This window comes from Citrobacter sp. Marseille-Q3906, from assembly GCF_916618775.1.
Classification (GTDB): domain Bacteria; phylum Pseudomonadota; class Gammaproteobacteria; order Enterobacterales; family Enterobacteriaceae; genus Citrobacter; species Citrobacter murliniae.
Window position 1 is genome coordinate 208,400 of the sequence record NZ_CAKAKA010000002.1, and the last position, 25,416, is coordinate 233,815.

Genomic DNA, 25,416 nt, shown 5'->3' on the forward strand with positions numbered 1-25,416 from the left:
GCGCTGGCAATCAATGAGACAGGTTTTGGCTATCAATGCATTACCGGATAGCGGTTTCGCCTTATCCGGTCTGCAACCCCTGATACAACAGGCAGGCCTGATAAGCGTAGCGCCATCAGGCAATCAAAGAGCCTTGCTGCTGGCCTGCGCCATCATGCGCGGATAAAACTGCCAGAAACGTGCTTCCAGGGCATCGTAATGCGCATCCAGGTCATACCAGGAGTCGCGCAGTGCGTCGAGTTTTGGACGGCGGCTGGCCATGCCGTTTAAGACATTCTGAATAAAGTCCATATCACGATAGCGCTCCAGCCATTTCTCTGACCACATAAAGTTGTTCAGATTCACAAAGCGCGGCGGCGATTCAGGCAGGATAGTGGCAACCTGCGTGTGGGCGTAGCTGACAAAGGCCGCGAGCGGGAAGTCCGGTGATATTTCTGACCAGTGACGCGACAGGAAGTGATCCCACATGACATCCAGCGTAATAGGCGCGACGCGGCGAGTCTCGCGGCGAAACCACTCTCGGGCTTCACGCACTTCAGGCAGGTTATCGGTCATTACGTCGATACGACGGTGCATAAAAATGCCTTCCACCACGTCAGGTGGAAAACTGGCTTCCGGGTTCCCCCGAACAAAATCGGCCAGTAAATTGCCAGAAAGCGAGCTGTCGGCAAGATGGGCTAAGTGCAGGTGTGCAAGAAAATTCATATCCACTTCATCCTTCAAACTGCCCCTTTGTTGGCTGCTGAGTTACTCGTCTCATCCATGAGACTCGCCCTTACGGACCGCCGCTCCGCGACGTTCAAATCTGTTCCCTACAGATTTGTCACTTACCCCAGTCACTTACTAGTGTAAGCGCCTGGGGACTCATTCAGTTGCCGCCTCGATGCATCTTGAATGATTTTGCGTATAGATTATGTCACTCATCTTGAGGGGTAAAGGTTGCAGGGAGAGCGCCCCGGCACTAGACTACCCGCCTCTTATTTTAGTCTGAGTCAGTGTCATGCGCGTTACCGATTTCACCTTTGAACTACCCGAATCCCTGATTGCCCACTATCCGCAGGCAGAGCGCAGTAGCTGCCGCTTGCTGTCACTGGATGGGCCGACTGGCGCGCTGACACACGGTACTTTCACTGATTTGCTCGACAAGCTCAACCCCGGAGATTTGCTGGTCTTTAACAACACCCGCGTAATTCCGGCGCGTCTGTTTGGCCGTAAAGCCAGCGGCGGCAAGATTGAAGTGCTGGTCGAGCGTATGCTGGATGATAAACGTATTCTGGCACATATTCGCGCATCTAAAGCGCCGAAGCCGGGTGCTGAATTGTTGTTGGGCGACGATGAAAGCATTAAAGCGACAATGGTTGCCCGTCATGACGCACTGTTCGAAGTGGAGTTTGACGACGAGCGCAGCGTGCTGGACATCCTGAATGCTATCGGCCATATGCCACTGCCGCCGTATATCGACCGCCCTGACGAAGATGCCGACCGCGAACTGTATCAGACGGTCTACAGTGAAAAACCCGGTGCCGTGGCGGCGCCGACTGCTGGTCTGCACTTTGACGATCCGTTGCTGGCAAAACTGCGCGATAAAGGCATTGAGATGGCGTTCGTGACACTGCACGTTGGCGCGGGGACGTTCCAGCCGGTGCGTGTCGACACCATCGAAGATCACATCATGCACTCCGAATATGCGGAAGTGCCGCAGGATGTGGTCGACGCGGTGCTAGCGGCGAAAGCACGCGGTAATCGTGTTATTGCGGTGGGGACGACCTCAGTTCGCTCGCTGGAAAGCGCGGCGCAGGCGGCTAAAAACGACCTGATTGAGCCATTCTTTGGCGACACGCAAATATTTATTTACCCGGGCTATCAGTACAAAGTGATCGATGCGTTGGTGACTAACTTCCATCTGCCTGAATCAACATTGATTATGTTGGTTTCAGCGTTTGCGGGCTATAAAAACACCATGAACGCCTATCATGAAGCCGTAAAAGCGGAATATCGCTTTTTTAGTTACGGGGATGCCATGTTTATCACGTACAATCCGCAAGCTATTTCCGAGCGTGTCGGGGAGTAAATCCCCGGCATGAGTGTTTAACGTCAGACTGTTTTTCTGACGCAGGAGTTAAAATGAAATTTGAACTGGACACCACAGACGGTCGCGCTCGCCGCGGCCGCCTGGTTTTTGATCGTGGCGTAGTAGAAACGCCAGCCTTTATGCCGGTTGGTACTTACGGCACCGTGAAGGGCATGACGCCGGAAGAAGTTGAAGCTACCGGTGCACAAATTATTCTCGGTAACACTTTCCACCTGTGGCTGCGCCCGGGTCAGGAAATCATGAAATTGCATGGCGATTTGCATGATTTCATGCAGTGGAAAGGGCCAATCCTCACCGATTCCGGCGGCTTCCAGGTCTTCAGCTTGGGCGACATTCGTAAAATTACCGAACAGGGTGTGCATTTCCGCAACCCGATCAACGGTGATCCGATTTTCCTTGATCCAGAAAAGTCGATGGAGATCCAATACGATCTCGGTTCCGATATCGTGATGATTTTCGACGAATGTACTCCTTATCCGGCCGACTGGGACTATGCTAAACGCTCGATGGAGATGTCTTTGCGCTGGGCGAAGCGTAGCCGTGACCGTTTTGACGGCCTCGGCAACAAAAATGCGCTTTTTGGCATCATTCAGGGCAGCGTTTACGAAGATTTACGTGATATCTCTGTCAAAGGTCTGGTAGATATCGGCTTTGATGGCTACGCTGTCGGCGGTTTGGCTGTGGGTGAGCCGAAAGCAGATATGCACCGCATTCTGGAGCATGTTTGCCCGCAGATTCCGGCAGATAAACCTCGCTACCTGATGGGCGTCGGCAAACCAGAAGATCTGGTTGAAGGTGTACGTCGTGGTATTGATATGTTTGACTGCGTGATGCCAACACGAAATGCCCGTAATGGTCATTTGTTTGTGACTGACGGCGTGGTAAAAATTCGTAATGCGAAACATAAAAGCGACACCAGTCCGCTCGATGCCGAGTGCGATTGCTACACCTGTCGCAATTATTCACGCGCCTACTTGCATCATCTTGACCGTTGCAACGAAATATTAGGCGCGCGACTCAATACGATTCATAACCTTCGTTACTACCAGCGCTTGATGGCGGGTTTACGCAAGGCTATTGAAGAGGGTAAATTAGAGAGCTTCGTGACCGATTTTTACCAACGTCAGGGTCGACCTGTTCCACCTTTGAACGTTGATTAATTTTAATAATGAGGGAATTTGAATGAGCTTTTTTATTTCTGATGCGGTAGCGGCAACAGGTGCTCCGGCGCAGGGCAGCCCGATGTCTCTGATTCTGATGCTGGTGGTGTTTGGTCTGATTTTCTATTTCATGATCCTGCGTCCACAGCAGAAACGCACCAAAGAACATAAAAACCTGATGAACTCCATTGCCAAAGGTGATGAAGTGCTGACTAACGGTGGCCTGGTCGGTCGCGTGACCAAAGTAGCAGAAACTGGCTACATCGCTATCGCGCTGAACGACACCACTGAAGTGGTTATCAAACGTGATTTCGTAGCTGCCGTTCTGCCGAAAGGCACGATGAAGGCGCTGTAATTTATTGTTTTCCCGAAGGGAACTGCCGTGTTAAACCGTTATCCTTTGTGGAAGTACATCATGCTGGTCGTCGTGATTATCGTCGGCCTGCTTTACGCACTTCCCAACCTGTATGGTGAGGATCCGGCTGTTCAAATCACTGGCGTGCGCGGTGCCGCCGCCAGTGAGCAAACGCTGATCCAGGTCCAGAAAACGTTACAAGAAGAAAAAATTACACCTAAGTCTGTGGCTCTGGAAGAGGGCGCTATTCTTGCGCGCTTCGACTCCACCGATACCCAACTGCGCGCACGTGAAGTGCTGCTGGGCGTGCTGGGTGATCAATATGTCGTGGCGCTTAACTTGGCTCCGGCAACACCACGCTGGCTGGCTGCCATTCACGCAGAACCGATGAAACTCGGTCTTGACCTGCGTGGCGGCGTTCACTTCCTGATGGAAGTGGATATGGACACCGCGCTGGGTAAACTGCAGGAACAAAATATCGACAGCCTGCGCAGCGACCTGCGTGAAAAAGGCATTCCTTATACTACCGTTCGTAAAGAAGATAACTACGGTCTGAGCATCACCTTCCGTGACAGCAAAGCCCGTGACGAGGCTATCTCTTACCTGAGCAAGCGTCATCAGGATCTGGTGATTTCAAGCCAGGGCAGCAATGCGCTGCGTGCGGTGATGACTGATGCGCGTTTGAGCGAAGCTCGTGAATACGCGGTACAGCAGAACATTAACATTCTGCGCAACCGTGTTAACCAACTGGGTGTCGCTGAGCCGGTTGTTCAACGCCAGGGCGCTGACCGTATTGTGGTCGAACTGCCTGGTATTCAGGACACCGCGCGTGCGAAAGAAATTCTGGGTGCGACTGCTACGCTGGAATTCCGTCTGGTAAATACCAACGTTGATCAGTCTGCTGCTGCATCCGGGCGCGTACCGGGTGACTCAGAAGTGAAACAGTCCCGCGAAGGACAGCCAGTTGTGCTGTATAAACGCGTGATCCTGACCGGCGACCATATCACCGACTCCACGTCGAGCATGGATGAGTATAACCAACCGCAGGTTAACATCTCGCTGGATAGCGCGGGTGGTAACATCATGTCTAACTTTACCAAGGACAATATCGGTAAGCCGATGGCGACCTTGTTCGTCGAGTACAAAGACAGCGGTAAAAAAGATGCTAACGGCCGTGCGATGCTGGTGAAACAGGAAGAGGTGATTAACATCGCCAACATCCAGTCTCGCCTGGGTAACAGCTTCCGTATCACTGGAATTAACAACCCGAACGAAGCGCGTCAGCTGTCGCTGCTGCTGCGTGCCGGTGCGTTGATTGCGCCGATTCAGATTGTTGAAGAACGGACTATCGGCCCGACTCTGGGTATGCAGAACATCAAGCAGGGTCTGGAAGCCTGTCTGGCTGGTCTGGTGGTTTCTATCCTGTTCATGATCTTCTTCTATAAGAAGTTCGGCCTGATTGCGACAAGTGCGCTGATTGCCAACCTGGTACTGATCGTCGGTATCATGTCGTTGCTGCCGGGTGCCACGCTAAGTATGCCGGGTATTGCGGGGATCGTCTTAACCCTTGCCGTCGCGGTCGATGCGAACGTACTGATCAACGAACGTATCAAAGAAGAGTTGAGCAACGGACGTTCGATACAGCAGGCGATCAACGAGGGCTATGCGGGCGCGTTCAGTTCCATCTTCGATGCGAACATTACGACGCTGATTAAGGTCCTGATCCTGTATGCAGTCGGTACTGGGGCAATTAAAGGGTTCGCGATTACTACCGGTATTGGTGTGGCGACGTCGATGTTCACCGCGATCGTCGGTACACGTGCCATCGTAAACCTGTTGTATGGCGGCAAGCGCGTCAAAAAGCTGTCAATCTGAGGAGTGCGATGTGGCACAGGAATATACTGTTGAACAATTGAACCACGGCCGTAAAGTCATCGACTTTATGCGCTGGGACTACTGGGCTTTCGGCATCTCTGGTTTTCTGCTGATTGCGGCCATCGTGGTGATGGGCGTACGCGGATTTAACTGGGGGCTCGATTTTACTGGTGGTACGGTAATTGAAATCACGCTGGAAAAACCAGCGGAAATGGACGTGATGCGCGATGCGCTGGAGAAAGCGGGCTTCGTTGAGCCGCTGCTGCAGAACTTCGGTAGTAGCCACGACATTATGGTTCGTATGCCGCCAACTGAAGGTGAAAACGGCGGGCAGGTACTGGGTAGTAAAGTGCTGAGTGTAATTAACGAAGCAACTAACCAGAATGCCGCTGTGAAACGTATCGAGTTCGTCGGACCCAGCGTGGGTGCTGATCTGGCGCAAACCGGTGCGATGGCGCTGATGGTGGCGCTGATTTCCATCCTTGTGTATGTCGGTTTCCGCTTTGAGTGGCGACTGGCCGCTGGGGTCGTGATTTCCCTTGCGCACGACGTGATTATCACCTTAGGGATCCTGTCGTTGTTCCATATCGAGATTGACCTGACAATCGTCGCATCGTTGATGTCGGTAATTGGTTACTCGCTAAACGACAGTATCGTGGTATCTGACCGTATTCGTGAAAACTTCCGCAAAATCCGTCGCGGTACGCCTTACGAAATCTTTAACGTGTCACTGACCCAGACGTTGCACCGTACGTTAATCACCTCCGGTACGACGTTAGTGGTTATTCTGATGCTGTACCTCTTTGGTGGTCCGGTGCTGGAAGGCTTCTCGCTGACCATGCTTATCGGTGTCTCCATCGGTACTGCCTCGTCTATCTACGTAGCATCGGCGTTGGCGTTGAAGCTGGGTATGAAGCGCGAGCACATGCTGCAGCAGAAGGTCGAGAAAGAAGGGGCGGATCAGCCGTCTATTCTGCCGTAACCGAAGCTGCGCGTAAAAGCTGGAATCCCGATCGCAAGGTCGGGATTTTTTTTGCCTGTAGCACGCTGATTTCGTGTGGATATTAGCGAGTGGAGTAGAATCGCCCCAAGCTGGGGTGACCCGGTGAGGCACAGTGTTGCGGGGCTTGATCCCCGTTGGCCTTGTCGCCGCGTGGCAACATGCGCCCGAAACGGGCCAGAGGGAAACTTTTGGCCCTTTTTGCAAACACTACTGACAGTATGCTGTCAGTAGTCCTGTTTTATAGTCCTTCTGAGATTACCCACAAAGGCAGGAGGATGTATGAATAACGTGATTAACTGGTTTGAAATCCCGGTAGCGGAAATGGATCGTGCCATTGCTTTTTATGAACCGGTGATGCAGGTTTCGCTGCGTCGGGAGAATATGGATTGTGCTGAGTTGGCAGTGTTCCCGCATCAGGACCCAGCCCCCGGTGGCGCACTGGCTAAATTTGATGGTATTACGCCTTCGCAGCAGGGCGCTATTATTTATCTGCATACGGACGATCTCCCGGCTACGCTTGCGCGTGTCGAAACAGCGGGTGGTCAGTGTGTGTTTGGACCACTTGAGCTGGGGCAGGATATTGGCACGATTGCGTTATTTACCGATAGTGAAGGTAATCGCGTTGGCTTGCACCAGCCTGCATAATATTTCTAAATACAGAGGGTTAAGATGACCAGGCGCGCTGACCGTTTATTTCAGATTGTACAGATCCTGCGTGGCAGGAGGCTGACAACGGCGGCGCATCTGGCGGAGCGGCTCGAGGTTTCTCCTCGCACGATCTACCGTGATATCTGCGATTTATCATTATCCGGCGTGCCTGTTGAAGGGGAGGCGGGCAGCGGGTACCGTTTAATGGCGGGATTTGATCTGCCACCTTTAATGCTCACTCACCGTGAGTCAGAAGCACTGATGGTCGCAATCCGATTACTCAAAACCTGGGGCGGTGATTCGCTCTCGCGGGAGCTGGAATCGGCGCAGGAAAAAGTGTTGGCGATCCTGCCAGAAGAGAGTCGTCGCAGGGCAGAACAGACGCGTATTTTTGCCCCTGACTTTGGAACTCAATTACATTCTCGTAGCACATTTGATCTTATACACCGGGCTGTATCTACCCAACAGGTTCTGGCACTGCATTATCGTGACGAAGCCGGGCAACTCTCCTGGCGAGATGTGCAGCCGCTGGGGTTATTTTTCTGGGGAGAGCACTGGCTACTGGTTGCATGGTGTGAAAGGCGTGAGGATTATCGTTGTTTTCGTGTTGATCGTTGTCTCTGTGTTACCCCTGTGGACAGGCATTTTCGTGAGGATACCGGACGTTCGCTAAGCGACTTTTTGCGTAAAGTTCGCTGTGACGATAAGCCATAAAAAAGCCAGCGGTTAAGCTGGCTTTAACATGCTGGTCTCCGGGTTGGCGCAGTGCCGCCCGGTATCAGGCAAAATTAGAAGTTGTAACCGACAACCAGATAGCCGCCCCAACCGGTAGAACGAACGTTTTCTTTCATCCAGCTCAGATCAGCGTCATCGTTCCACTGACCGCCGTTGTGCCAGTAACGAGCGACGACGGAATAGTGCCAGTGGTCGTAGTTCAGTGCCAGAATGTGGCTGGAGGCGATAGAGTCGTTAGTACGCTGTTTAATACCATTCTCAGCATAAGCACTCTTATCACCGAGATCGGAACCCCAGTCAAAGTTGGTGAAACCAATGTAGCTCAGGTTACCACCCCACAGTTCGGTAATTGGCACAAAGTATTTCACTTTGAAACGGTAGCCATCCCAATCGTTTTGATTTTCTGCACCGTAGTTCTGCCACTGATACTTAGCGTATACGTTCATGGACAGGCTCATCGGCAGGCCAGTGTCGATGTCGGTACCCAGACCCATATACCAGGTGCTCTGACGGCCATCTTTGTTACGACCCATGTCGTAGATATAGTTGTTGGCGAAGTACCACTCTTTGAACGGACCAAAGCTCAGATCAGTGCCGGTCAGTTTGTCGATGGAGAAACGCGGTTCAATTTCCATAAACAGCGGGGAACCGTGGTTCCAGATACCTTTCGCATCGGTGTTACCACCGAAGAAGACTGGCGCATCCATGTAACCATAGAAGTCGAACCAGTCCTTCTTAGCGAAAGCTTCATATTCCAGATAGGTATCGTTACGGATCTGTGGTCCGAAACGGGTGTGGTAGCTACCTACTACGTTAACGCTCTGATGCCACCAGTCGGAAAGATATTGCGGTTTGTCATTTTCTGCCGCATTAGCAGTAAAGGACGAGGAGAGCGCCAGTACTGCACCGGCTGCAAGTAATGTTTTTTTCATATGTATGCCACTGTTTGAAATCCCTTTCGGGAGTGAAAAAGGCGCAATTTGCGTTTCTAAATATTTCGTATTTCTTCGGAGCCTATTATAAAAATCATTGTTCACAAAAATATGTCTTGTTTCACAGTTCTATCATTTACGTAATCGATTGCGTTCACGTTTGCGTACTTTAGGCGGCGAATTGTACTGGCTCCCATGAATGTTGCCAAGTTTTACTAAAAATCTCGATGATGTCAGAGGAGTAACAAAATGAAGGCTGGTGATGTTGCGGAACGCACAAAACGTTCCGCAAAAAAGTTTATTGTGTCACAGGCTGGATGTCGTGGATGCGTACAAACCCCAGTTGCTCCGGAGACAGGCCATTAAGCTGTAACGAAATGTCTACGTCGCTGGGTGCAAGAATACTTGCCGGAGCGTTTATCAATTGGTTCTGAACATTCACCTCCTGATAGTTGTCCGTGGTGCCCTGAATTTGCCCGTACTCTACGGTGGCGCTAAAAGCGGGTAAAGGGGTGTCGGATTCGCCCTGAATACGTAATGTCAGGCGCGTACCGTCTGCATTTGGTGCAATATTCACCAGTGACATGCGTAACGTACCGATCTGACTGTTCAGTCGGGCGGGGGTTTTGGAACCCGGTAGTAAATAGACGCCACTGGTGGATTTTGCATTCAACATATTCTGCTGCGTTATTTTCACCGTTTCCTGATTAAGCTGTGTCATCTCTTTGTTCAGCGTGCTGACGCTTTGATGCATTTGGTGTACTTCGCTTTGCTGTGCACAGGCGCTAAGACTAAAGAGACTTCCCACCAGGAGAATTCTTAGGTAACGTCTTGTCATGTAGGTTACTTCCTTTATTGTCGCGATAGCATAATGGTAGTGTGCAAAGAGCACGAAGGCATCGATCCTTTATCTCAAAAGCGCTCTGCCTTTGTTGTCACGCCAGTTCAGGGTAAAATAGATTTCTGTTAACCACCTGGTCAGGACGCCGTATGCATTGCCCATTCTGTTTCGCCGTAGACACTAAGGTAATTGACTCTCGTCTTGTAGGCGAGGGCTCCTCGGTACGCCGCCGCCGGCAGTGTCTGGTCTGTAACGAACGTTTTACCACTTTTGAAGTGGCTGAACTTGTCATGCCGCGCGTTGTAAAAAGCAATGATGTGCGTGAACCTTTTAATGAGGAAAAACTGCGTAGCGGTATGCTCAGAGCACTTGAGAAACGACCTGTTAGCGCTGATGACGTCGAAATGGCGTTAAACCATATAAAATCCCAGCTGCGCGCGACAGGCGAACGTGAGGTTCCGAGCAAGATGATCGGTAACCTGGTGATGGAGCAACTGAAAAAGCTCGATAAAGTCGCCTACATCCGCTTTGCCTCGGTCTACCGGAGCTTTGAAGATATCAAAGAATTTGGCGAAGAGATTGCTCGCCTACAGGACTAAGCCATGCAGGATGAATTTTACATGGCGCGAGCGCTGAAGCTTGCTGCGCGCGGACGTTTTACCACACATCCCAACCCCAACGTAGGCTGTGTGATTGTTAAAGATGGCGAGATCGTCGGTGAAGGTTATCATCATCGCGCAGGTGAACCGCATGCTGAAGTTCATGCGTTGCGGATGGCGGGTGAGAAAGCAAAAGGCGCAACGGCTTACGTTACGCTGGAACCCTGCAGCCACCATGGTCGGACTCCGCCGTGCTGTGATGCGCTGATCGCCGCAGGCGTGACGCGAGTTGTGGCCGCCATGCAGGACCCCAATCCGCAGGTCGCTGGGCGCGGGCTTTATCGCCTGCAACAGGCGGGCATTGACGTCAGCCACGGGCTGATGATGAGTGAGGTTGAACAACTTAATAAAGGCTTCCTCAAGCGGATGCGTACAGGATTCCCGTATGTGCAGCTTAAGCTTGGCGCATCGCTCGATGGCCGCACTGCGATGGCCAGCGGCGAAAGTCAGTGGATAACTTCGCCCGAGGCGCGCCGCGATGTGCAGCGCCTGCGCGCACAAAACCATGCCATTTTGACCAGCAGCGCCACGGTACTGGCGGACGATCCTCAGCTTACCGTCCGTTGGGAGGAGTTGGGGGAGTCAACCCAGGCTCTCTATCCGCAAGAAAATCTGCGTCAGCCGATCCGCATTGTCCTTGATAGCCAAAACCAGGTGACACCGGAGCATCGTATTGTGCAGCAGCCGGGAGAAACCTGGATTGCCCGTACTCATGACGATCCTCGCAGCTGGCCGGAGGCGGTTCGTAGCCTGAAGATTCCTGAACATAACGGGCATCTGGACCTGGTGGTGCTGCTGATGCAACTGGGCAAGCAACAAATTAACAGCATTTGGGTTGAGGCTGGCCCGACGCTTGCGGGCGCGTTATTACAGGCCGGAGTGGTTGATGAGCTAATCATCTATGTTGCGCCTAAACTGTTAGGGAGCGATGCACGAGGATTATGTGTGCTGCCAGGGCTTGAGAAACTGGCTGATGCCCCCCATTTCAAATTCAATGAGATACGCCATGTAGGTCCGGACCTTTGCCTGCATTTAGTGGGCGCATGATCTCCCGGTTCGAAAGGGAAGCAGCGCACAGATTATTATGATAAAATCCGCCCCCCTGCGGGGTCTAGTGAATCCGAAGGAAGAATATGAACATTATTGAAGCTAACGTTGCTACCCCGGACGCTCGCGTCGCCATCACCATTGCGCGTTTCAACAACTTTATCAATGACAGCCTGCTGGAAGGTGCGATCGACGCCCTGAAACGTATTGGTCAGGTTAAAGATGAAAACATTACCGTCGTTTGGGTTCCTGGCGCGTATGAGCTGCCGCTGGCGGCAGGTGCGCTGGCAAAAACCGGTAAATACGACGCGGTGATTGCGTTAGGCACGGTGATTCGTGGCGGTACCGCACACTTCGAATATGTGGCTGGCGGTGCAAGCAATGGCCTGGCGCATGTCGCTCAGGACAGTGGCATTCCGGTAGCCTTCGGTGTTCTGACCACCGAAAGTATTGAACAAGCCATTGAACGCGCTGGCACTAAAGCCGGCAACAAAGGCGCAGAAGCTGCACTGACTGCACTTGAAATGATTAATGTATTGAAAGCCATTAAGGCCTGATTTTTGTAAGGGGAAATCCGTGAAACCTGCTGCTCGTCGCCGCGCCCGTGAGTGTGCCGTCCAGGCGCTCTACTCCTGGCAGTTGTCCCAGAACGACATCGCTGATGTTGAATACCAGTTCCTGGCGGAACAGGACGTAAAAGATGTCGACGTTCTGTATTTCCGTGAACTGCTGTCCGGGGTGGCGACTAACAGCGCGTACCTGGATGGACTAATGAAGCCTTACCTGTCTCGCCTGTTGGAAGAGCTGGGTCAGGTAGAAAAAGCCGTGCTGCGTATTGCGCTGTTTGAACTGTCTAAACGTAGTGATGTGCCGTATAAAGTGGCCATCAACGAGGCGATTGAACTGGCGAAAACCTTCGGCGCTGAAGATAGCCATAAATTCGTTAACGGCGTACTGGATAAAGCAGCACCTGCGATTCGCCCCAACAAAAAGTGATCTCCAGGCCGGTAGGATAGCGGAATTATATTTCCGCTGTCGCCGGCCTTTTCTTTTTTCCTGCTGAGGCATAACGTATGGCATGTGGCGAATTCTCCCTGATTGCCCGTTATTTTGACCGTGTTAGAAGCTCTCGTCTTGATGTCGAAACCGGTATTGGTGACGATTGCGCACTCCTGAATATCCCTGATAAACAAACCCTGGCGATCAGTACTGACACGCTGGTAGCGGGTAATCACTTCCTTCCTGACATCGATCCCACCGATCTGGCCTGGAAAGCGCTGGCAGTGAACTTGAGTGATCTGGCTGCGATGGGGGCTGATCCTGCATGGCTAACGCTTGCGCTCACTTTGCCTGACGTCGATGAAGCCTGGCTCGAAGCCTTCAGTGATGGCCTGTTTGAACTCCTCAATTATTATGATATGCAACTGATTGGCGGTGACACCACGCGTGGGCCATTGTCGATGACGTTGGGTATCCATGGCTACGTCCCGGTAGGACGGGCCTTAAAACGCTCCGGTGCGAAGCCAGGAGACTGGATCTACGTGACCGGTACGCCAGGCGACAGCGCTGCAGGGCTGGCGATTTTGCAGCACCATTTACAGGTTGCAGATGCAAAACATGCGGACTATTTGCTTAAGCGGCATCTGCGTCCAACGCCACGAATTTTGCAGGGCCAGGGCCTGCGCGACCTGGCGAGTGCGGCAATCGATCTTTCTGATGGTCTGATTTCTGATCTGGGGCATATCGTCAATGCCAGTGGCTGTGGCGCACGGGTTAACGTCGATGCCTTGCCATATTCGACAGCGCTTGCCCAATGCGTTGAGCCTGAACAGGCGTTGCGTTGGGCGCTCTCGGGTGGTGAAGATTATGAGTTATGCTTTACTGTACCGGAAATAAACCGTGGCGCCCTGGACGTGGCGCTGGGGCATCTGGGCGCATCATTTACCTGCATCGGACAGATGAGTGCTGACGTGGAAGGCATTCACTTTACGCGTGACGGCAAGCCTGTCACTTTTGACTGGAAAGGATATGACCATTTTGCCACGCCTTAAAAAAGATGTCGCAAAAAGCCGTTTGAGTATGCGCAATCCGTGGCACCTGCTGGCCACCGGATTTGGCAGTGGGTTGAGTCCCATTGTACCGGGCACCATGGGATCGCTGGCGGCGATCCCATTTTGGTATCTAATGACGTTTCTGCCGTGGCAGCTCTATTCTCTGGTTGTCATGCTGTCGATCTGCATCGGCGTCTATCTTTGCCATCAGACGGCGAAAGATATGGGGGTGCACGATCACGGCAGCATTGTCTGGGACGAGTTTGTCGGGATGTGGATAACCCTGATGGCGCTGCCGACCAATGACTGGCAGTGGGTTGCCGGCGGATTTGTGATCTTTCGTATTCTGGATATGTGGAAACCTTGGCCGATTCGTTGGTTCGATCGTAACGTGCATGGCGGTACGGGGATCATGATTGATGATATTGTGGCCGGGATCCTTTCTGCTGGGATCCTCTATTTTATCGGGCATCACTGGCCGATTGGGCTGTTCTGAGAGTGAACAGGTATGCCCGATAAGCGTAGCGCTATCGGGCAATTTGTTATTTAAATCCCACGACCGGATGCTGTTTGTACGGCATTTCCAGCTCAGCAATCTGCTCTGGTTTCAGCGTTAAATCCACCGCGTTAAGTAATTCATCTAACTGTTCTTCACGCGATGTGCCGATAATCGGTGCGGCAACACCGGGTTTGCTCAGCAGCCATGCCAGAGCCACCTGCGCACGTGTCGCGCCAAGTTCCTCACTGACTCGAGTCAGTCGTGCAGCAATTTGCGCGTCGTTTTCATCGCTCTCGTTGTACAAATTTTTGCCAACCTCATCAGAAACCAGACGCGCTGTCGTCTCTCCCCATGGCCGCGTCAGGCGACCACGCGCCAGCGGACTCCACGGGATCACCGCGACACCTTCCTGAGAGCAGAGAGGCAACATTTCGCGCTCTTCTTCGCGGTAAATCAGGTTGTAGTGATCCTGCATGCTGACAAACTGCGCCCAGCCGTGTTGTTTTTGCAGGGCCAGCGCCTGAGCAAACTGCGAAGCGTGCATGGAGGATGCGCCGATATAGCGTGCTTTCCCGGCTTTCACCACGTCGTTGAGAGCTTCCAGCGTTTCTTCAATTGGCGTGTTGTAATCCCAGCGGTGAATTTGCAGGATATCGACATAGTCCATGCCGAGTCGTCTCAGGCTGTCGTCAATAGAACGCAAAATTTGCGCACGGGATAACCCTTCCGGCAGGTCGTCAACGCGGTGAAAAACTTTGGTTGCCACCACCACCTCCTCACGACGGGCGAAATCGCGCAGGGCACGACCGACAATTTCCTCACTGCTGCCTGCGGAGTAGCTGTTAGCGGTGTCGAAAAAGTTGATGCCACCCTCAAGGGCGTGTTTGATGATTAGGCGACTGCTTTCTTCAGGCAGCGTCCAGGCGTGATTACCACGGTCAGGTTCGCCAAACGTCATGCAGCCCAGACAAAGACGAGATACCCGAAGGTCGGTTTTTCCTAAGGTGTTGTATTGCATGCTGCAGCTCCCGCTATGAATAATCTCTTAAGCATAGCAGGAGCGAAGAGGGGATTATGCCAGCCAGGCCTTGATTTTGGACTCAATTCCAGCGGCGTCAAGACCAAGATCTGCGCGGGCTTCGTCCTGGGTGCCTTGTGGAATAAAGAAATCAGGCAGACCAATATTGAGCACAGGAACCGGCTTGCGGTGTGCCATCAGCACTTCGTTTACGCCACTGCCAGCACCGCCCATAATGGCATTTTCTTCCAGCGTGACCAGCACCTCGTGGCGGGCGGCCATCTCCAGAATTAATGTTTCATCCAGCGGTTTGACAAAGCGCATATCGACCAGCGTAGCGTTCAGCGCTTCCGCAACTTTAGCGGCTTCTGGCATCAGTGTACCAAAGTTCAGAATTGCCAGTTTCTCACCGTGGCGCTTCACGATCCCTTTACCAATCGGTAATTTTTCCAGCGGTGCCAGCTCAACGCCAACGGCATTACCGCGCGGATAGCGTACGACGGTTGGGCCGTTATTGTAGTGATAGCCGGTGAACAGCATCTGACGGCATTCGTTTTCATCACTCGGGGTCATAATGACCATTTCCGGGATGCAGCGCAGGAAGGAGAGATCGAACGCCCCCTGGTGGGTTTGCCCGTCCGCACCCACGATCCCCGCGCGGTCAACGGCAAACAGTACCGGCAGTTTCTGAATGGCGACATCGTGCAGCACCTGATCGTAGGCGCGTTGCAGGAAGGTGGAATAGATAGCGACGACGGGTTTATAACCGCCAATCGCCAGACCAGCTGCAAAGGTCACCGCGTGCTGTTCGGCAATCGCCACGTCAAAGTAGCGGTCCGGGAACTTGCGTGAGAATTCCACCATCCCAGAGCCTTCGCGCATCGCCGGGGTGATTGCCATCAGCTTGTTGTCTTTCGCTGCGGTTTCGCACAACCAGTCACCGAAGATTTTTGAATAGCTCGGCAGACCGCCGCTGCTTTTCGGCAGACATCCGCTGGAAGGATCGAATTTTGGCACTGCGTGGAACGTGATCGGGTCTTTTTCTGCAGGCTCGTAGCCACGACCTTTTTTGGTCATGATGTGCAGAAACTGCGGGCCTTTCAGGTCACGCATATTTTTCAACGTGGTGATGAGTCCCAGTACGTCGTGACCGTCTACCGGACCGATATAATTAAAGCCCAGTTCTTCAAACAGCGTGCCCGGTACCACCATGCCTTTGATGTGTTCTTCAGTGCGTTTGAGCAGTTCTTTAATTGGCGGCACGCCGGAGAAGACTTTCTTTCCGCCTTCGCGTAGCGAAGAATAGAGCTTGCCAGAGAGCAGTTGCGCCAGATGGTTGTTCAGCGCGCCGACGTTTTCCGAAATAGACATTTCGTTGTCATTCAGGATAACCAGCATGTCAGGCTTAATATCCCCCGCGTGGTTCATGGCTTCAAACGCCATTCCCGCAGTGATAGCTCCGTCGCCAATCACGCAAACTGTGCGGCGCTCTTTGCCTTCTTTCTCGGCGGCAACCGCAATACCAATGCCTGCGCTGATAGAGGTTGAGGAGTGCCCAACGCTTAATACGTCATACTCGCTCTCGCCGCGCCATGGGAACGGATGCAGGCCGCCTTTCTGACGAATGGTGCCGATTTTATCGCGGCGACCGGTAAGAATTTTGTGCGGATAAGCCTGATGTCCCACATCCCAGATTAACTGGTCGAAAGGGGTGTTGTAGACGTAGTGCAGCGCGACGGTAAGCTCCACAGTGCCCAGACCGGAGGCAAAATGCCCGCTGGAACGGCTCACGCTGTCGAGCAAATAGCGGCGCAGTTCGTCGCAAAGCTTTGGCAGGCTCTCTTTTGGCAGCAGTCTTAACTCCTGGGTGGAGTCGACCAGCGCCAGGGTCGGGTATTTGGCTATATCAAAACTCATCGCAAGCTCATTGGATATGTTAGTTTATTTATCACGCTGGATTATGTAGTCCGCTAGCGCTTCCAGTGCCGAGGTATCGAGTGACTGTGCGGCCAGCAAACTTAACGACTGGCGGGCGTCCTCAATCAAATCCCGGGCTTTATTCCGGGCTTGCTCAAGACCCAGAAGTGCAGGATAGGTACTTTTGCCAAGCTGCTGGTCAGCACCCTGACGTTTACCCAATGTTGCAGTATCGCCTACCACATCCAGTATGTCATCCTGAACCTGGAAGGCCAGACCGATGCTTTCTGCGTATTTATCGAGTATTGCCAGGCATTCTCGCCCTTTATCACCCGCGCTTAACGCACCCAGACGAACGGCGGCGCGAATCAAAGCTCCGGTTTTATGGCGGTGAATACGCTCCAGCGCATCCAGCTCAACCTGGTGACCTTCTGCTGCCAGATCAAGTGCCTGTCCGCCGCACATACCAGCAATACCGCTGGCCTGGGCCAGTTCAGAGATCATGGCGATGCGGTCACGGTCGGCGACTTCCGGCATCGGCGCGTCGCTGATGATGGAAAACGCCAGCGTTTGCAGCGCATCTCCGGCCAAAATCGCGTTTGCCTCGCCAAATTTCACGTGGCAAGTTGGCAGGCCGCGACGCAGATCATCGTCGTCCATGGCGGGCAAATCATCGTGCATCAGCGAATAAGCATGGATGCATTCGACGGCGGCTGCGGGAGCGTCAAGTGTACTCAGGCTCACGCCAAACATCTGACCGGTGGCGTAAACCAGGAACGGGCGCAGACGTTTACCGCCTAATAATGCGCCATATTGCATGGTTTCAACCACGGGAGTGTTCTGAAAGGGCAGTGGCGCGATAAAACGGCTCAGTGCCTGGTTGGCCTGCTCAACGCAAGCCTGAAGCTGCTGCGTAAAATCCATTTACTCATTATCCGGTGTAAAAGGCGTAAGGGCGGCGTCTTCCGTATCTGACAGCAGAATTTGCACGCGCTGTTCAGCCTGTTGCAACTTCACCTGTCCCTGACGCGCCAGCTGTACGCCACGTTCGAATTCGTTCAGCGCCTCTTCCAGCGGCAGGTCGCCGCTTTCCAGACGGGTAACAATCTGTTCCAGCTCGCTCAGCGATTTTTCAAAGCTGGCGGGCGCTTCATTTTTCTTCGGCATAATGAATGTCTGACTCTTAATATTTTCAGCCTGGTCATGGTAACGGACTCAGCGCAATTATCAAATAACGCGCAATGGTAAGGCAATGTGCACAGGATGACCATGATGGTGGTATACTTGCGCGCCTGGATGCAGCCGCAGGGTATGGGCTGCTGTATTTTTCCCATTACAAGTCGTTCAGACTTGCCAAAGAACCATTGCCGCCATGAAGTTTATCATTAAATTGTTCCCAGAAATCACCATCAAAAGCCAATCTGTGCGTTTGCGCTTTATAAAAATTCTGACAGGGAACATCCGTAACGTTTTAAAGCACTATGATGAGGACCTTGCCGTCGTCCGTCACTGGGATCACGTTGAGGTTCGCGCTAAAGATGAAAGCCAGCGCCTGGATATTCGTGACGCACTGACTCGTATTCCAGGTATCCACCATATTCTCGAAGTGGAAGACGTGCCGTTCACTGATATGCACGATATTTTCGAGAAAGCGCTGGTGCAATACCGCGATCAACTGGAAGGTAAAACCTTCTGTGTGCGCGTCAAGCGTCGCGGTAAACATGAGTTTAGCTCCATCGAGGTGGAACGTTATGTTGGCGGTGGACTGAATCAGCATATTGAATCCGCACGCGTGAAGCTGACGAAACCTGATGTGACCGTCAATCTTGAAATCGAAAATGACCGTCTGCTGTTGGTAAAAGGTCGCTATGAAGGAATTGGCGGTTTCCCTATCGGGACGCAGGAAGATGTTCTTTCCCTGATTTCCGGTGGTTTCGATTCCGGCGTCTCCAGCTATATGCTGATGCGTCGCGGCTGTCGCGTACACTATTGCTTCTTTAACCTCGGCGGTGCCGCGCATGAAATCGGCGTTCGTCAGGTGGCACATTACCTGTGGAACCGCTTTGGTAGCTCGCATCGCGTGCGTTTTGTCGCTATCAACTTTGAGCCGGTGGTCGGTGAGATCCTGGAAAAAGTCGACGATGGTCAGATGGGCGTGGTCCTCAAACGTATGATGGTTCGCGCGGCGTCTAAAGTGGCCGAGCGTTACGGCGTACAGGCGCTGGTGACCGGTGAAGCGCTGGGCCAGGTGTCCAGCCAGACGCTGACGAACCTGCGCCTGATCGACAATGTATCTGACACGCTGATCCTGCGCCCGCTGATTTCTCACGACAAAGAGCACATCATTAATCTGGCGCGGGAAATTGGTACTGAGGATTTTGCCCGCACCATGCCGGAATACTGTGGTGTGATCTCGAAAAGCCCAACGGTGAAAGCCATCAAAGCGAAGATTGAGGCCGAAGAAGAAAACTTCGACTTCTCGATCCTCGATAAAGTGGTTGAAGAAGCCAATAATATTGATATTCGCGACATTGCCCAGCAGACGCAGCAGACTGTCGTGGAAGTAGAAACCGTGAGTGGTTTCGGCCCGAACGATGTGATTCTGGATATCCGTTCTGTGGATGAACAGGATGACAAACCGCTGAAGGTTGAAGGTGTCGATGTGGTTTCTCTGCCGTTCTACAAACTCAGCACTAAATTCGGCGATTTGGACCAGAATAAAACCTGGTTGTTGTGGTGTGAACGTGGCGTGATGAGTCGTCTGCAGGCGCTCTATCTGCGCGAGCAGGGCTTCGAAAATGTGAAGGTGTATCGTCCTTAGTTCTTTTGTTGCCCGGTGGCGATTTGCTTACCGGGCTTACAAACGATATATGACGTCATCCGGCAACGTTATTCAAATCGAACGGGGAGTGTCTTCCCGTTCGATTCCCAAACCCCCTGATAAACACCCCCTTTTAAATCCAGCGTCATCTTCTCTTCAGAATCTGCAGAGGCTGTCGTTTTTAATTCATAATGCTGATTATTTTCAGCGTCACATTTACCGGTTAGTTCAATAGGTGCACCAAACTTCTCGTAGTAGTAGGCTCCGTTCAGATATCCATCTTTGCAATTTGCCTGTAACACAATGCGCATACTTTTCCCCAGTGTGCCATAGAGCAACTTGCCGTTAAGACCCGGTGCAGGAGGGTGCGGTTTTTTACTGTTTGCGGTTGTCAGATACTGGCCATAAGGCGTGAGTTGACTGCGCAGAGTTGCGGTAGGAATCTTCGTCTCGAAGTCGCCCAGGTCGTCAAGTGCGCGGTTGGCATGATTGCTACAGCGTTCGTTCAGGAAGACCAGTTGCTCTTTTTGCAGAGAGTATTTGTCGACATAGTACAAACCGTCGGTGTAGGTGGCGCATGAGGCGTAGAAGTCGGCATAGTTAAAATCCTCGCCTTTCTCTTCTTTGAGCTGCTCAGGCGTCCGCGATTTATTTTGCTCAATAAACGCATCGATTTGGCCGCGAATATCTTTTCTGACGCGCGTATTTAATTCTGCGATGGTGGCTGAGGAAAACAGATCGTTGAGCGTAATATTCGCGCCGTTGGTTAAATCGAAATTTATCGGCACATTGTACGATTCACAATACGCCCCGCATCCTTCGGCGAATATGTTCAGCGACAGGATTTTGTCATCGCGATACTCAACTGTGTAGTCAAGGTTTGCCGTGCCATCAATGCCTGATCTGGCGAGCTGATCCAATGTGATCTGTGGGTTATTACCCGGTAACTGATTGAGGACGTTTGCGAAAACATAATCATTGATGCGCTTTGCGACCTTTGGGTTTTCAGTCGAGGAAAACCAGGGCAGGCGATACTGTATTTCAGTGCTATCAGGATAGCGGTACTCAATGTTCTTTATTTCAAGTTGGGTTGCTGTGGAGTAGCTGGAAAGGAGCATTAAAGCCACTCCGCTCAGATATCCTTTCATAACGGTTCCTTTTATAGGGAGTGGCCTGAAGTGTTACTCGTAGTAGTTATAAATACCCGCAGCTATGACCAGTTGTGACGCCACTTCATGGGCTTTTTCGCGTCCAACCAGCAGATCGATTATTTTCAAGCCGAAGTCGATAGACGTCCCTGGCCCCTGGCTGGTCAACAGGTTGACGCGAGGATCCCATACGACGCGCTTATCCTGCCACTGCTCCGCTGGAATGCGGTCTTTCAGCGCCGGGAAACCGGTCATGTTGCCGATGGGGAAAATATCATGTGGGACGAGTACGGTTGCCGCTGCGGCGCAAATCGCGGCGACAATTCTCCCGGAGCGGTGAAACTGTTTTACGGTTTCAACCAGCAGTGGGCTGTCACGGAAACATTCCGCGCCTTTAATACCGCCGGGCAGGATGATGATGTCATAATCGCCATCAGCGACTTCGACCAACGGCGCATCCGCCAGGAGCTTCACGCCGCGTGAGCAAACAATCGTCAGGTCGCCATCGCTGGCGACACTTGCGGTAGTTACCTGAATGCCGCCACGCACCAACAGGTCGATAGTGGTGACCGCTTCGGTCTCTTCACTACCAGGGGCGAGACATACCAGTGCTTGAGCGCTCATACTCACTCTCCTTTCGCTTAACCATTTCAAACAGGCGGGCATTTTCCGGGACGGCGATGCCGTGCGCACGTGCGCGTTTTAACAAATAGCCGGTAATGTAATCGATCTCGGTATGACGCAGGGCTTGAATGTCCTGCAGCATTGATGAGATGTTTTCCGCCGTACTGTCAATCACTTGCTCGACATAATAACGTAAATCATCCACTGATGTATGGTGACCTTCGCGTTCAATGACCGCAGCTACTTCCTGGCATATCAGCGCTATTTTTTCAGGATGTTGGCGTAGTTCGCCGTTAGGGCAGTCCCATAGCGCGGTGAGCGGGTTAATGACGCAATTTACTGCCAGTTTACGCCACAGCTCAGCGCGAATGTTGTTATGCCAGGCAACGTCCGGCAGCACATCCTGCAGGATTTCGGCCAGATAACTAAAATCACCATCTTGCTCACGCGCCGGGCCGATACGCGTTGTACCTTTCGCCACATGAATAATGACATTGCCGTCACGACGTGCTGCCTGCGTCGTGGTGCCTATTAACAATGGCTGCGGAATGTTATGCAGTTCTTCTATCGTTCCCATTCCATTGTGAATCAACAGAATAGGCGTGGTTTCAGGCAGAATTGTAGCCAGGCTCTTTACCGCATCAGAAACCTGCCAGGCTTTTAGTGTGACCAGCAATAGATCGCTTTTCGCCAAAAAGTCGGGGTCGTTTGCCGTCAGGGATTCATTAAAAACTGACCCATCCGTGTCAATCAGGTTAACGCTGCAATAAGGCTGTGGTACACGTAGCCACCCTTGTACCTCATGTCCATGTTTGCACAGCGCTGTAAGCCAAAGTTGCCCTAAGGCTCCACATCCCAGTACGGTAATTTTCATTCTTCCTCCTCACCTGCAACAGCACCAGGTGTTAATCCATATCGGCCGCACCCTATTATTGTTCGCGGATATCAGTACCACGTACAATTAAAAGGTACAGCCTAGTATAGCGCTGTCTGTTGAGTAACTTTGCAGGTATTATGCTTCGCATCAAAAATGAAGGGAGAAGAAAAGATGCCATCTTTCGATATTGTCTCTGAAGTTGATCTTCAGGAAGCCCGTAACGCGGTCGATAATGCGAGTCGCGAAGTAGAGTCACGTTTTGATTTTCGTGGCGTAGAGGCTACTTTTGAGCTGAACGAGTCAAATAAGACCATTAAGGTGCTGAGCGAATCTGATTTCCAGGTTAATCAGTTGCTGGATATTTTGCGTGCCAAGCTCCTGAAGCGTGGTATTGAAGGGACTTCGCTGGACGTGCCGGAAACCTTCGTGCACAGCGGCAAAACCTGGTTTGTGGAAGCGAAACTGAAGCAGGGCATTGAAAGCGCAGTGCAGAAGAAAATTGTGAAGCTGATTAAAGACAGCAAGCTGAAGGTGCAGGCGCAGATTCAGGGCGAAGAAATTCGTGTGACTGGTAAGGCTCGTGACGATCTGCAAGCCGTTATGGCGTTGGTTCGCGGTGGCGATTTGGGGCAGCCATTCCAGTTCAAGAACTTCCGCGATTAAGTTCTTATGCCGGATGGTGGGTTACTCACTATCCGGCAAGCTCACGATCACGCCTGGCTTATCGCCTGCTCAACTTCAAATCGATTGGTCACTTTACTGTCGATTTTCACGTAGGCCGAATGTTCATTCGCCACAATCAACACTTCGCTCACCCCTTCTTTGGCCAGCAAACGCTGCTTAAGTGTGTCATCCGCGGCAATTTCCGGTGGAATTTCGACACGCAGGCTACTGACATACGGCGGCTCTTTCATTGTGCTTGCGACCAGCAGCCAGACCGCTGCCAGCAATGCACCGGCGAGGAATACAGCCTGGCCATCAAACATCTCGACAACCCATCCACCAAGTGAGCCGCCAATCGCGACACCGAGAAACTGGCTGGTGGAGTAAACGCCCATTGCCGTCCCTTTATAACCTGCGGGAGACTCTTTGCTGATAAGCGAAGGGAGGAGGGCTTCCATGAGGTTAAAGGCAAGGAAGAATAACTGAACACCCGCAATCAGGCCCCAGAAATGAATGTTTGCGATCCACAATACAATCTCTGCGGCAAGAATTAGTACCACACACGACAGGAAAACCCGTTTCATCCGACGTTTTACTTCGGCATAGATGATGAATGGCACCACAGAAACAAAAGACAGCAGCATCGTTACCAGATAAATTTTCCAGTGTTCCGCTGCGGGGAAACCCGCTTTCGCAAGCTGGCCAGGCAACGCGACAAAGGTGGACATTAGCAAGATGTGCAGGCACATGATGCCGAAATTGAGCTTCAGGAGTTTAGGCTCTGCCAGCACTTTGCGGAAGCTGCTTTTTACCATGCCCGATTCGCGGTTCAGCACATGGGTGGTGCTATTGGGGACTACCCAAATCGTCAGCACGATGCCGGTGGTGGCGAGGGCTGCAATCATCCAGAACAGCGCGTGTAATCCCAGCGCATGGGTGACGATCGGACCTAACACCATTGCAATGGCAAAAGTGATACCGAAGCTGACGCCGATAAACGCCATCGCTTTAGTGCGGTTTTGCTCACGTGTTAAGTCGGACAGTAACGCCATCACGGCGGCAGCAATCGCCCCGGAACCCTGCAGCGCGCGACCGAGAATAATTCCCCAAATGGAGTCTGAAAGTGCAGCAATCACGCTGCCAAAAACGAATATCGCCAGCCCGCCAACGATAAGCGGTTTTCGACCAATGCGGTCAGAGACCAAACCAAAGGGGATCTGGAAAACGGCTTGCGCCAGGCCATAAATGCCGATGGCAAGACCAATAAGCGCTTCGCTGGCACCCTGTAGCGCCATACCGTATGTGGTCAGAACCGGCAGGACCATAAACATGCCAAGCATGCGCAACGAGAATACGGTCCCTAAACCCCAGGTGGCGCGCAACTCACCAGGCGTCATTTTATAATCGTTCATTCCCACCTCTGTATTAATTTCGCGCCTAGTGTAAAGCGGTATGGTGGCGGGGTAAATACACGGTTAATGAGTAAATATTACGTTTCAGGAGGGATTGTGACGCACATAAAAAAGGGTGCCTAAGCACCCTTTTTCGCATCAGCAGATTTTACCAGACGTAAGTCAGCAGGTTCTGCGAGTTTGGCACCATAAAGTCGACGGACATCATCACGCTCAGCGCAGTAATGGCGATGATGGAGAAACCGAACAGCTTACGTGCCCAGACCCGGTCATCTTCCACTTTATAACCACGCAACGCCATGCCTAGCCACCAGACACTCACTGCTGCTGCAACCACCAGATATTTGTATCCAGCGTAACCGCCCAGTGAGAGCATCAGCGTAGCGATGGCAAACGCAATGATATACAGAGTGATATGGTTCTTCGCGACTGAAATGCCTTTTACCACCGGCAGTACCGGGATGTTGGCTGCCTGATAATCCTTAAAGCGGAAAATCGCAATCGCGTAAGAGTGCGGCATCTGCCACAGGCTGAAAATAGCCAACAGAATCAGTGCACCGCTATCGAACTCACCAGTTACCGCACAGTAGCCAATCACCGGCGGCGCAGCGCCGGAGAGTGAGCCAATCAGCGTGCCGTAAACCGAGTGACGCTTCATGTACAGACTATATACGCCAACATACACGACGAAGCCCATAACCCCTAGCCAGCAGGCCAGAGGGTTAGCGCCAAACCACAGCAGCATAAAGCCAGCAATACCCAGCAGGGTGGCGTATACCAGCGAGACCGCAGGGGAAATCAGACCCTTAACCAATACGCGGTTTTTGGTCCTCTCCATCTTCCTGTCGATATCCCTGTCGATGTAGTTGTTAAATACACAACCCGACGCCACAACCAGTGACACCCCAACCAACGTGTAGATAAACAGGGGATAGTCAATGCTGCCTTTAGAGGCCAGCAGGAATCCCCCAATCACCGAGATCAGGTTGCCAAAGATGATGCCTGGTTTCGTTACTTGCAGGTATTGCTTAAACATCAT

The 25,416-nt window shown here is 52.2% G+C and carries 27 protein-coding genes; 15 read left to right on the plus strand and 12 right to left on the minus strand.

The window, feature by feature from the left end; all coding sequences use genetic code 11:
- Window positions 1–123: 123 nt before the first annotated feature.
- Window positions 124–705: an ACP phosphodiesterase gene (acpH, locus tag LG384_RS05270; protein ID WP_048221956.1), complete on the minus strand. Its 582-nt coding sequence runs from the start codon at window positions 703–705 to the stop codon at window positions 124–126.
- A 295-nt stretch (window positions 706–1,000) separates the two neighbouring features.
- On the opposite strand from acpH, the gene queA reads away from it, so the two are divergent.
- The 7 genes from queA (at window position 1,001) to LG384_RS05305 (ending at window position 7,847) form a co-directional block, all read left to right on the plus strand.
- Window positions 1,001–2,071, plus strand: coding sequence for a tRNA preQ1(34) S-adenosylmethionine ribosyltransferase-isomerase QueA (queA, locus tag LG384_RS05275; RefSeq protein ID WP_045440477.1), 1,071 nt, complete (start codon window positions 1,001–1,003; stop codon window positions 2,069–2,071).
- A 53-nt stretch (window positions 2,072–2,124) separates the two neighbouring features.
- The gene (tgt, locus tag LG384_RS05280; protein WP_045440480.1) at window positions 2,125–3,252 is read left to right on the plus strand and encodes a tRNA guanosine(34) transglycosylase Tgt; all 1,128 of its coding nucleotides are present in this window, start codon (window positions 2,125–2,127) and stop codon (window positions 3,250–3,252) included.
- 22 nt (window positions 3,253–3,274) lie between these two features.
- Window positions 3,275–3,607, plus strand: coding sequence for a preprotein translocase subunit YajC (gene yajC / locus LG384_RS05285; RefSeq protein WP_002890398.1), 333 nt, complete (start codon window positions 3,275–3,277; stop codon window positions 3,605–3,607).
- A 27-nt stretch (window positions 3,608–3,634) separates the two neighbouring features.
- Complete coding sequence (gene secD / locus LG384_RS05290) at window positions 3,635–5,482, plus strand: protein translocase subunit SecD (protein ID WP_071828898.1); 1,848 nt, start codon at window positions 3,635–3,637, stop codon at window positions 5,480–5,482.
- Between the two features lie 10 nt (window positions 5,483–5,492).
- The gene (secF, locus tag LG384_RS05295; protein ID WP_045440487.1) at window positions 5,493–6,464 is read left to right on the plus strand and encodes a protein translocase subunit SecF; all 972 of its coding nucleotides are present in this window, start codon (window positions 5,493–5,495) and stop codon (window positions 6,462–6,464) included.
- Window positions 6,465–6,764: 300 nt separating this feature from the next.
- The gene (locus tag LG384_RS05300; protein WP_200041940.1) at window positions 6,765–7,130 is read left to right on the plus strand and encodes a VOC family protein; all 366 of its coding nucleotides are present in this window, start codon (window positions 6,765–6,767) and stop codon (window positions 7,128–7,130) included.
- A gap of 24 nt (window positions 7,131–7,154) precedes the next feature.
- Window positions 7,155–7,847, plus strand: coding sequence for a YafY family protein (locus LG384_RS05305; protein WP_048221955.1), 693 nt, complete (start codon window positions 7,155–7,157; stop codon window positions 7,845–7,847).
- A 74-nt stretch (window positions 7,848–7,921) separates the two neighbouring features.
- Here the strand turns inward: LG384_RS05305 and LG384_RS05310 are convergent, their stop codons facing one another.
- Both LG384_RS05310 and LG384_RS05315 read right to left on the minus strand, forming a co-directional pair.
- Complete coding sequence (locus LG384_RS05310; protein WP_045440493.1) at window positions 7,922–8,800, minus strand: nucleoside-specific channel-forming protein Tsx; 879 nt, start codon at window positions 8,798–8,800, stop codon at window positions 7,922–7,924.
- A 298-nt stretch (window positions 8,801–9,098) separates the two neighbouring features.
- A complete protein-coding gene (locus tag LG384_RS05315; protein WP_200012182.1) occupies window positions 9,099–9,638 on the minus strand; it encodes a DUF3251 domain-containing protein in 540 nt (179 codons plus the stop codon).
- A gap of 152 nt (window positions 9,639–9,790) precedes the next feature.
- On the opposite strand from LG384_RS05315, the gene nrdR reads away from it, so the two are divergent.
- The 6 genes from nrdR to pgpA all read left to right on the plus strand — a co-directional run bounded on the left by nrdR (window position 9,791) and on the right by pgpA (window position 13,894).
- The gene (gene nrdR / locus LG384_RS05320) at window positions 9,791–10,240 is read left to right on the plus strand and encodes a transcriptional regulator NrdR (protein WP_003021571.1); all 450 of its coding nucleotides are present in this window, start codon (window positions 9,791–9,793) and stop codon (window positions 10,238–10,240) included.
- A gap of 3 nt (window positions 10,241–10,243) precedes the next feature.
- A complete protein-coding gene (gene ribD, locus LG384_RS05325) occupies window positions 10,244–11,347 on the plus strand; it encodes a bifunctional diaminohydroxyphosphoribosylaminopyrimidine deaminase/5-amino-6-(5-phosphoribosylamino)uracil reductase RibD (protein WP_048221954.1) in 1,104 nt (367 codons plus the stop codon).
- 86 nt (window positions 11,348–11,433) lie between these two features.
- Complete coding sequence (ribE, locus tag LG384_RS05330) at window positions 11,434–11,904, plus strand: 6,7-dimethyl-8-ribityllumazine synthase (protein WP_045440500.1); 471 nt, start codon at window positions 11,434–11,436, stop codon at window positions 11,902–11,904.
- A gap of 19 nt (window positions 11,905–11,923) precedes the next feature.
- Window positions 11,924–12,343 (plus strand): transcription antitermination factor NusB, encoded by a 420-nt coding sequence (nusB, locus tag LG384_RS05335; protein WP_045440503.1) that lies wholly within the window; start codon window positions 11,924–11,926, stop codon window positions 12,341–12,343.
- Window positions 12,344–12,420: 77 nt separating this feature from the next.
- On the plus strand, window positions 12,421–13,398 hold the full coding sequence (thiL, locus tag LG384_RS05340) for a thiamine-phosphate kinase (protein WP_045440505.1): 978 nt from the start codon (window positions 12,421–12,423) through the stop codon (window positions 13,396–13,398).
- Window positions 13,376–13,894, plus strand: coding sequence for a phosphatidylglycerophosphatase A (pgpA, locus tag LG384_RS05345; RefSeq protein ID WP_045440507.1), 519 nt, complete (start codon window positions 13,376–13,378; stop codon window positions 13,892–13,894). The genes thiL and pgpA overlap by 23 nt, the downstream gene beginning before the upstream one ends.
- A gap of 46 nt (window positions 13,895–13,940) precedes the next feature.
- Here the strand turns inward: pgpA and yajO are convergent, their stop codons facing one another.
- The 4 genes from yajO to xseB are packed head-to-tail and all read right to left on the minus strand — an operon-like array spanning window position 13,941 to window position 17,999.
- Entirely contained in the window at window positions 13,941–14,915 is a 975-nt protein-coding gene (gene yajO, locus LG384_RS05350) for a 1-deoxyxylulose-5-phosphate synthase YajO (RefSeq protein ID WP_045440509.1), read from the minus strand.
- 54 nt (window positions 14,916–14,969) lie between these two features.
- Window positions 14,970–16,832 (minus strand): 1-deoxy-D-xylulose-5-phosphate synthase, encoded by a 1,863-nt coding sequence (gene dxs, locus LG384_RS05355; RefSeq protein ID WP_045440511.1) that lies wholly within the window; start codon window positions 16,830–16,832, stop codon window positions 14,970–14,972.
- Between the two features lie 24 nt (window positions 16,833–16,856).
- The gene (ispA, locus tag LG384_RS05360; protein WP_048221952.1) at window positions 16,857–17,756 is read right to left on the minus strand and encodes a (2E,6E)-farnesyl diphosphate synthase; all 900 of its coding nucleotides are present in this window, start codon (window positions 17,754–17,756) and stop codon (window positions 16,857–16,859) included.
- Window positions 17,757–17,999: an exodeoxyribonuclease VII small subunit gene (xseB, locus tag LG384_RS05365; RefSeq protein ID WP_045440516.1), complete on the minus strand. Its 243-nt coding sequence runs from the start codon at window positions 17,997–17,999 to the stop codon at window positions 17,757–17,759. It abuts the gene before it with no gap.
- A gap of 205 nt (window positions 18,000–18,204) precedes the next feature.
- Here xseB and thiI point away from each other — a divergent pair, with 205 nt between their 5' ends.
- Window positions 18,205–19,653 carry a tRNA uracil 4-sulfurtransferase ThiI gene (thiI, locus tag LG384_RS05370; RefSeq protein WP_045440518.1) on the plus strand — a complete coding sequence of 483 codons (1,449 nt, stop codon included), beginning with the start codon at window positions 18,205–18,207 and terminating at the stop codon, window positions 19,651–19,653.
- 68 nt (window positions 19,654–19,721) lie between these two features.
- Here the strand turns inward: thiI and LG384_RS05375 are convergent, their stop codons facing one another.
- From LG384_RS05375 to panE, 3 genes are read right to left on the minus strand one after another with little or no spacing between them, the layout of a single operon-like run.
- Complete coding sequence (locus LG384_RS05375; RefSeq protein ID WP_225760585.1) at window positions 19,722–20,801, minus strand: hypothetical protein; 1,080 nt, start codon at window positions 20,799–20,801, stop codon at window positions 19,722–19,724.
- Window positions 20,802–20,834: 33 nt separating this feature from the next.
- Window positions 20,835–21,425, minus strand: coding sequence for a protein deglycase YajL (yajL, locus tag LG384_RS05380; protein ID WP_048221950.1), 591 nt, complete (start codon window positions 21,423–21,425; stop codon window positions 20,835–20,837).
- A complete protein-coding gene (panE, locus tag LG384_RS05385) occupies window positions 21,388–22,299 on the minus strand; it encodes a 2-dehydropantoate 2-reductase (protein ID WP_045440527.1) in 912 nt (303 codons plus the stop codon). Before panE ends, yajL begins: the two co-directional genes overlap by 38 nt.
- A gap of 174 nt (window positions 22,300–22,473) precedes the next feature.
- Here panE and LG384_RS05390 point away from each other — a divergent pair, with 174 nt between their 5' ends.
- Window positions 22,474–22,965: a YajQ family cyclic di-GMP-binding protein gene (locus LG384_RS05390; RefSeq protein WP_045440528.1), complete on the plus strand. Its 492-nt coding sequence runs from the start codon at window positions 22,474–22,476 to the stop codon at window positions 22,963–22,965.
- Window positions 22,966–23,012: 47 nt separating this feature from the next.
- Here LG384_RS05390 and LG384_RS05395 read toward each other — a convergent pair whose 3' ends face one another.
- Together LG384_RS05395 and cyoE are read right to left on the minus strand one after the other, a co-directional pair.
- Complete coding sequence (locus LG384_RS05395) at window positions 23,013–24,377, minus strand: MFS transporter (protein ID WP_045440531.1); 1,365 nt, start codon at window positions 24,375–24,377, stop codon at window positions 23,013–23,015.
- A 148-nt stretch (window positions 24,378–24,525) separates the two neighbouring features.
- Window positions 24,526–25,416, minus strand: a complete 891-nt coding sequence (gene cyoE, locus LG384_RS05400; RefSeq protein ID WP_144243050.1) for a heme o synthase — start codon at window positions 25,414–25,416, stop codon at window positions 24,526–24,528.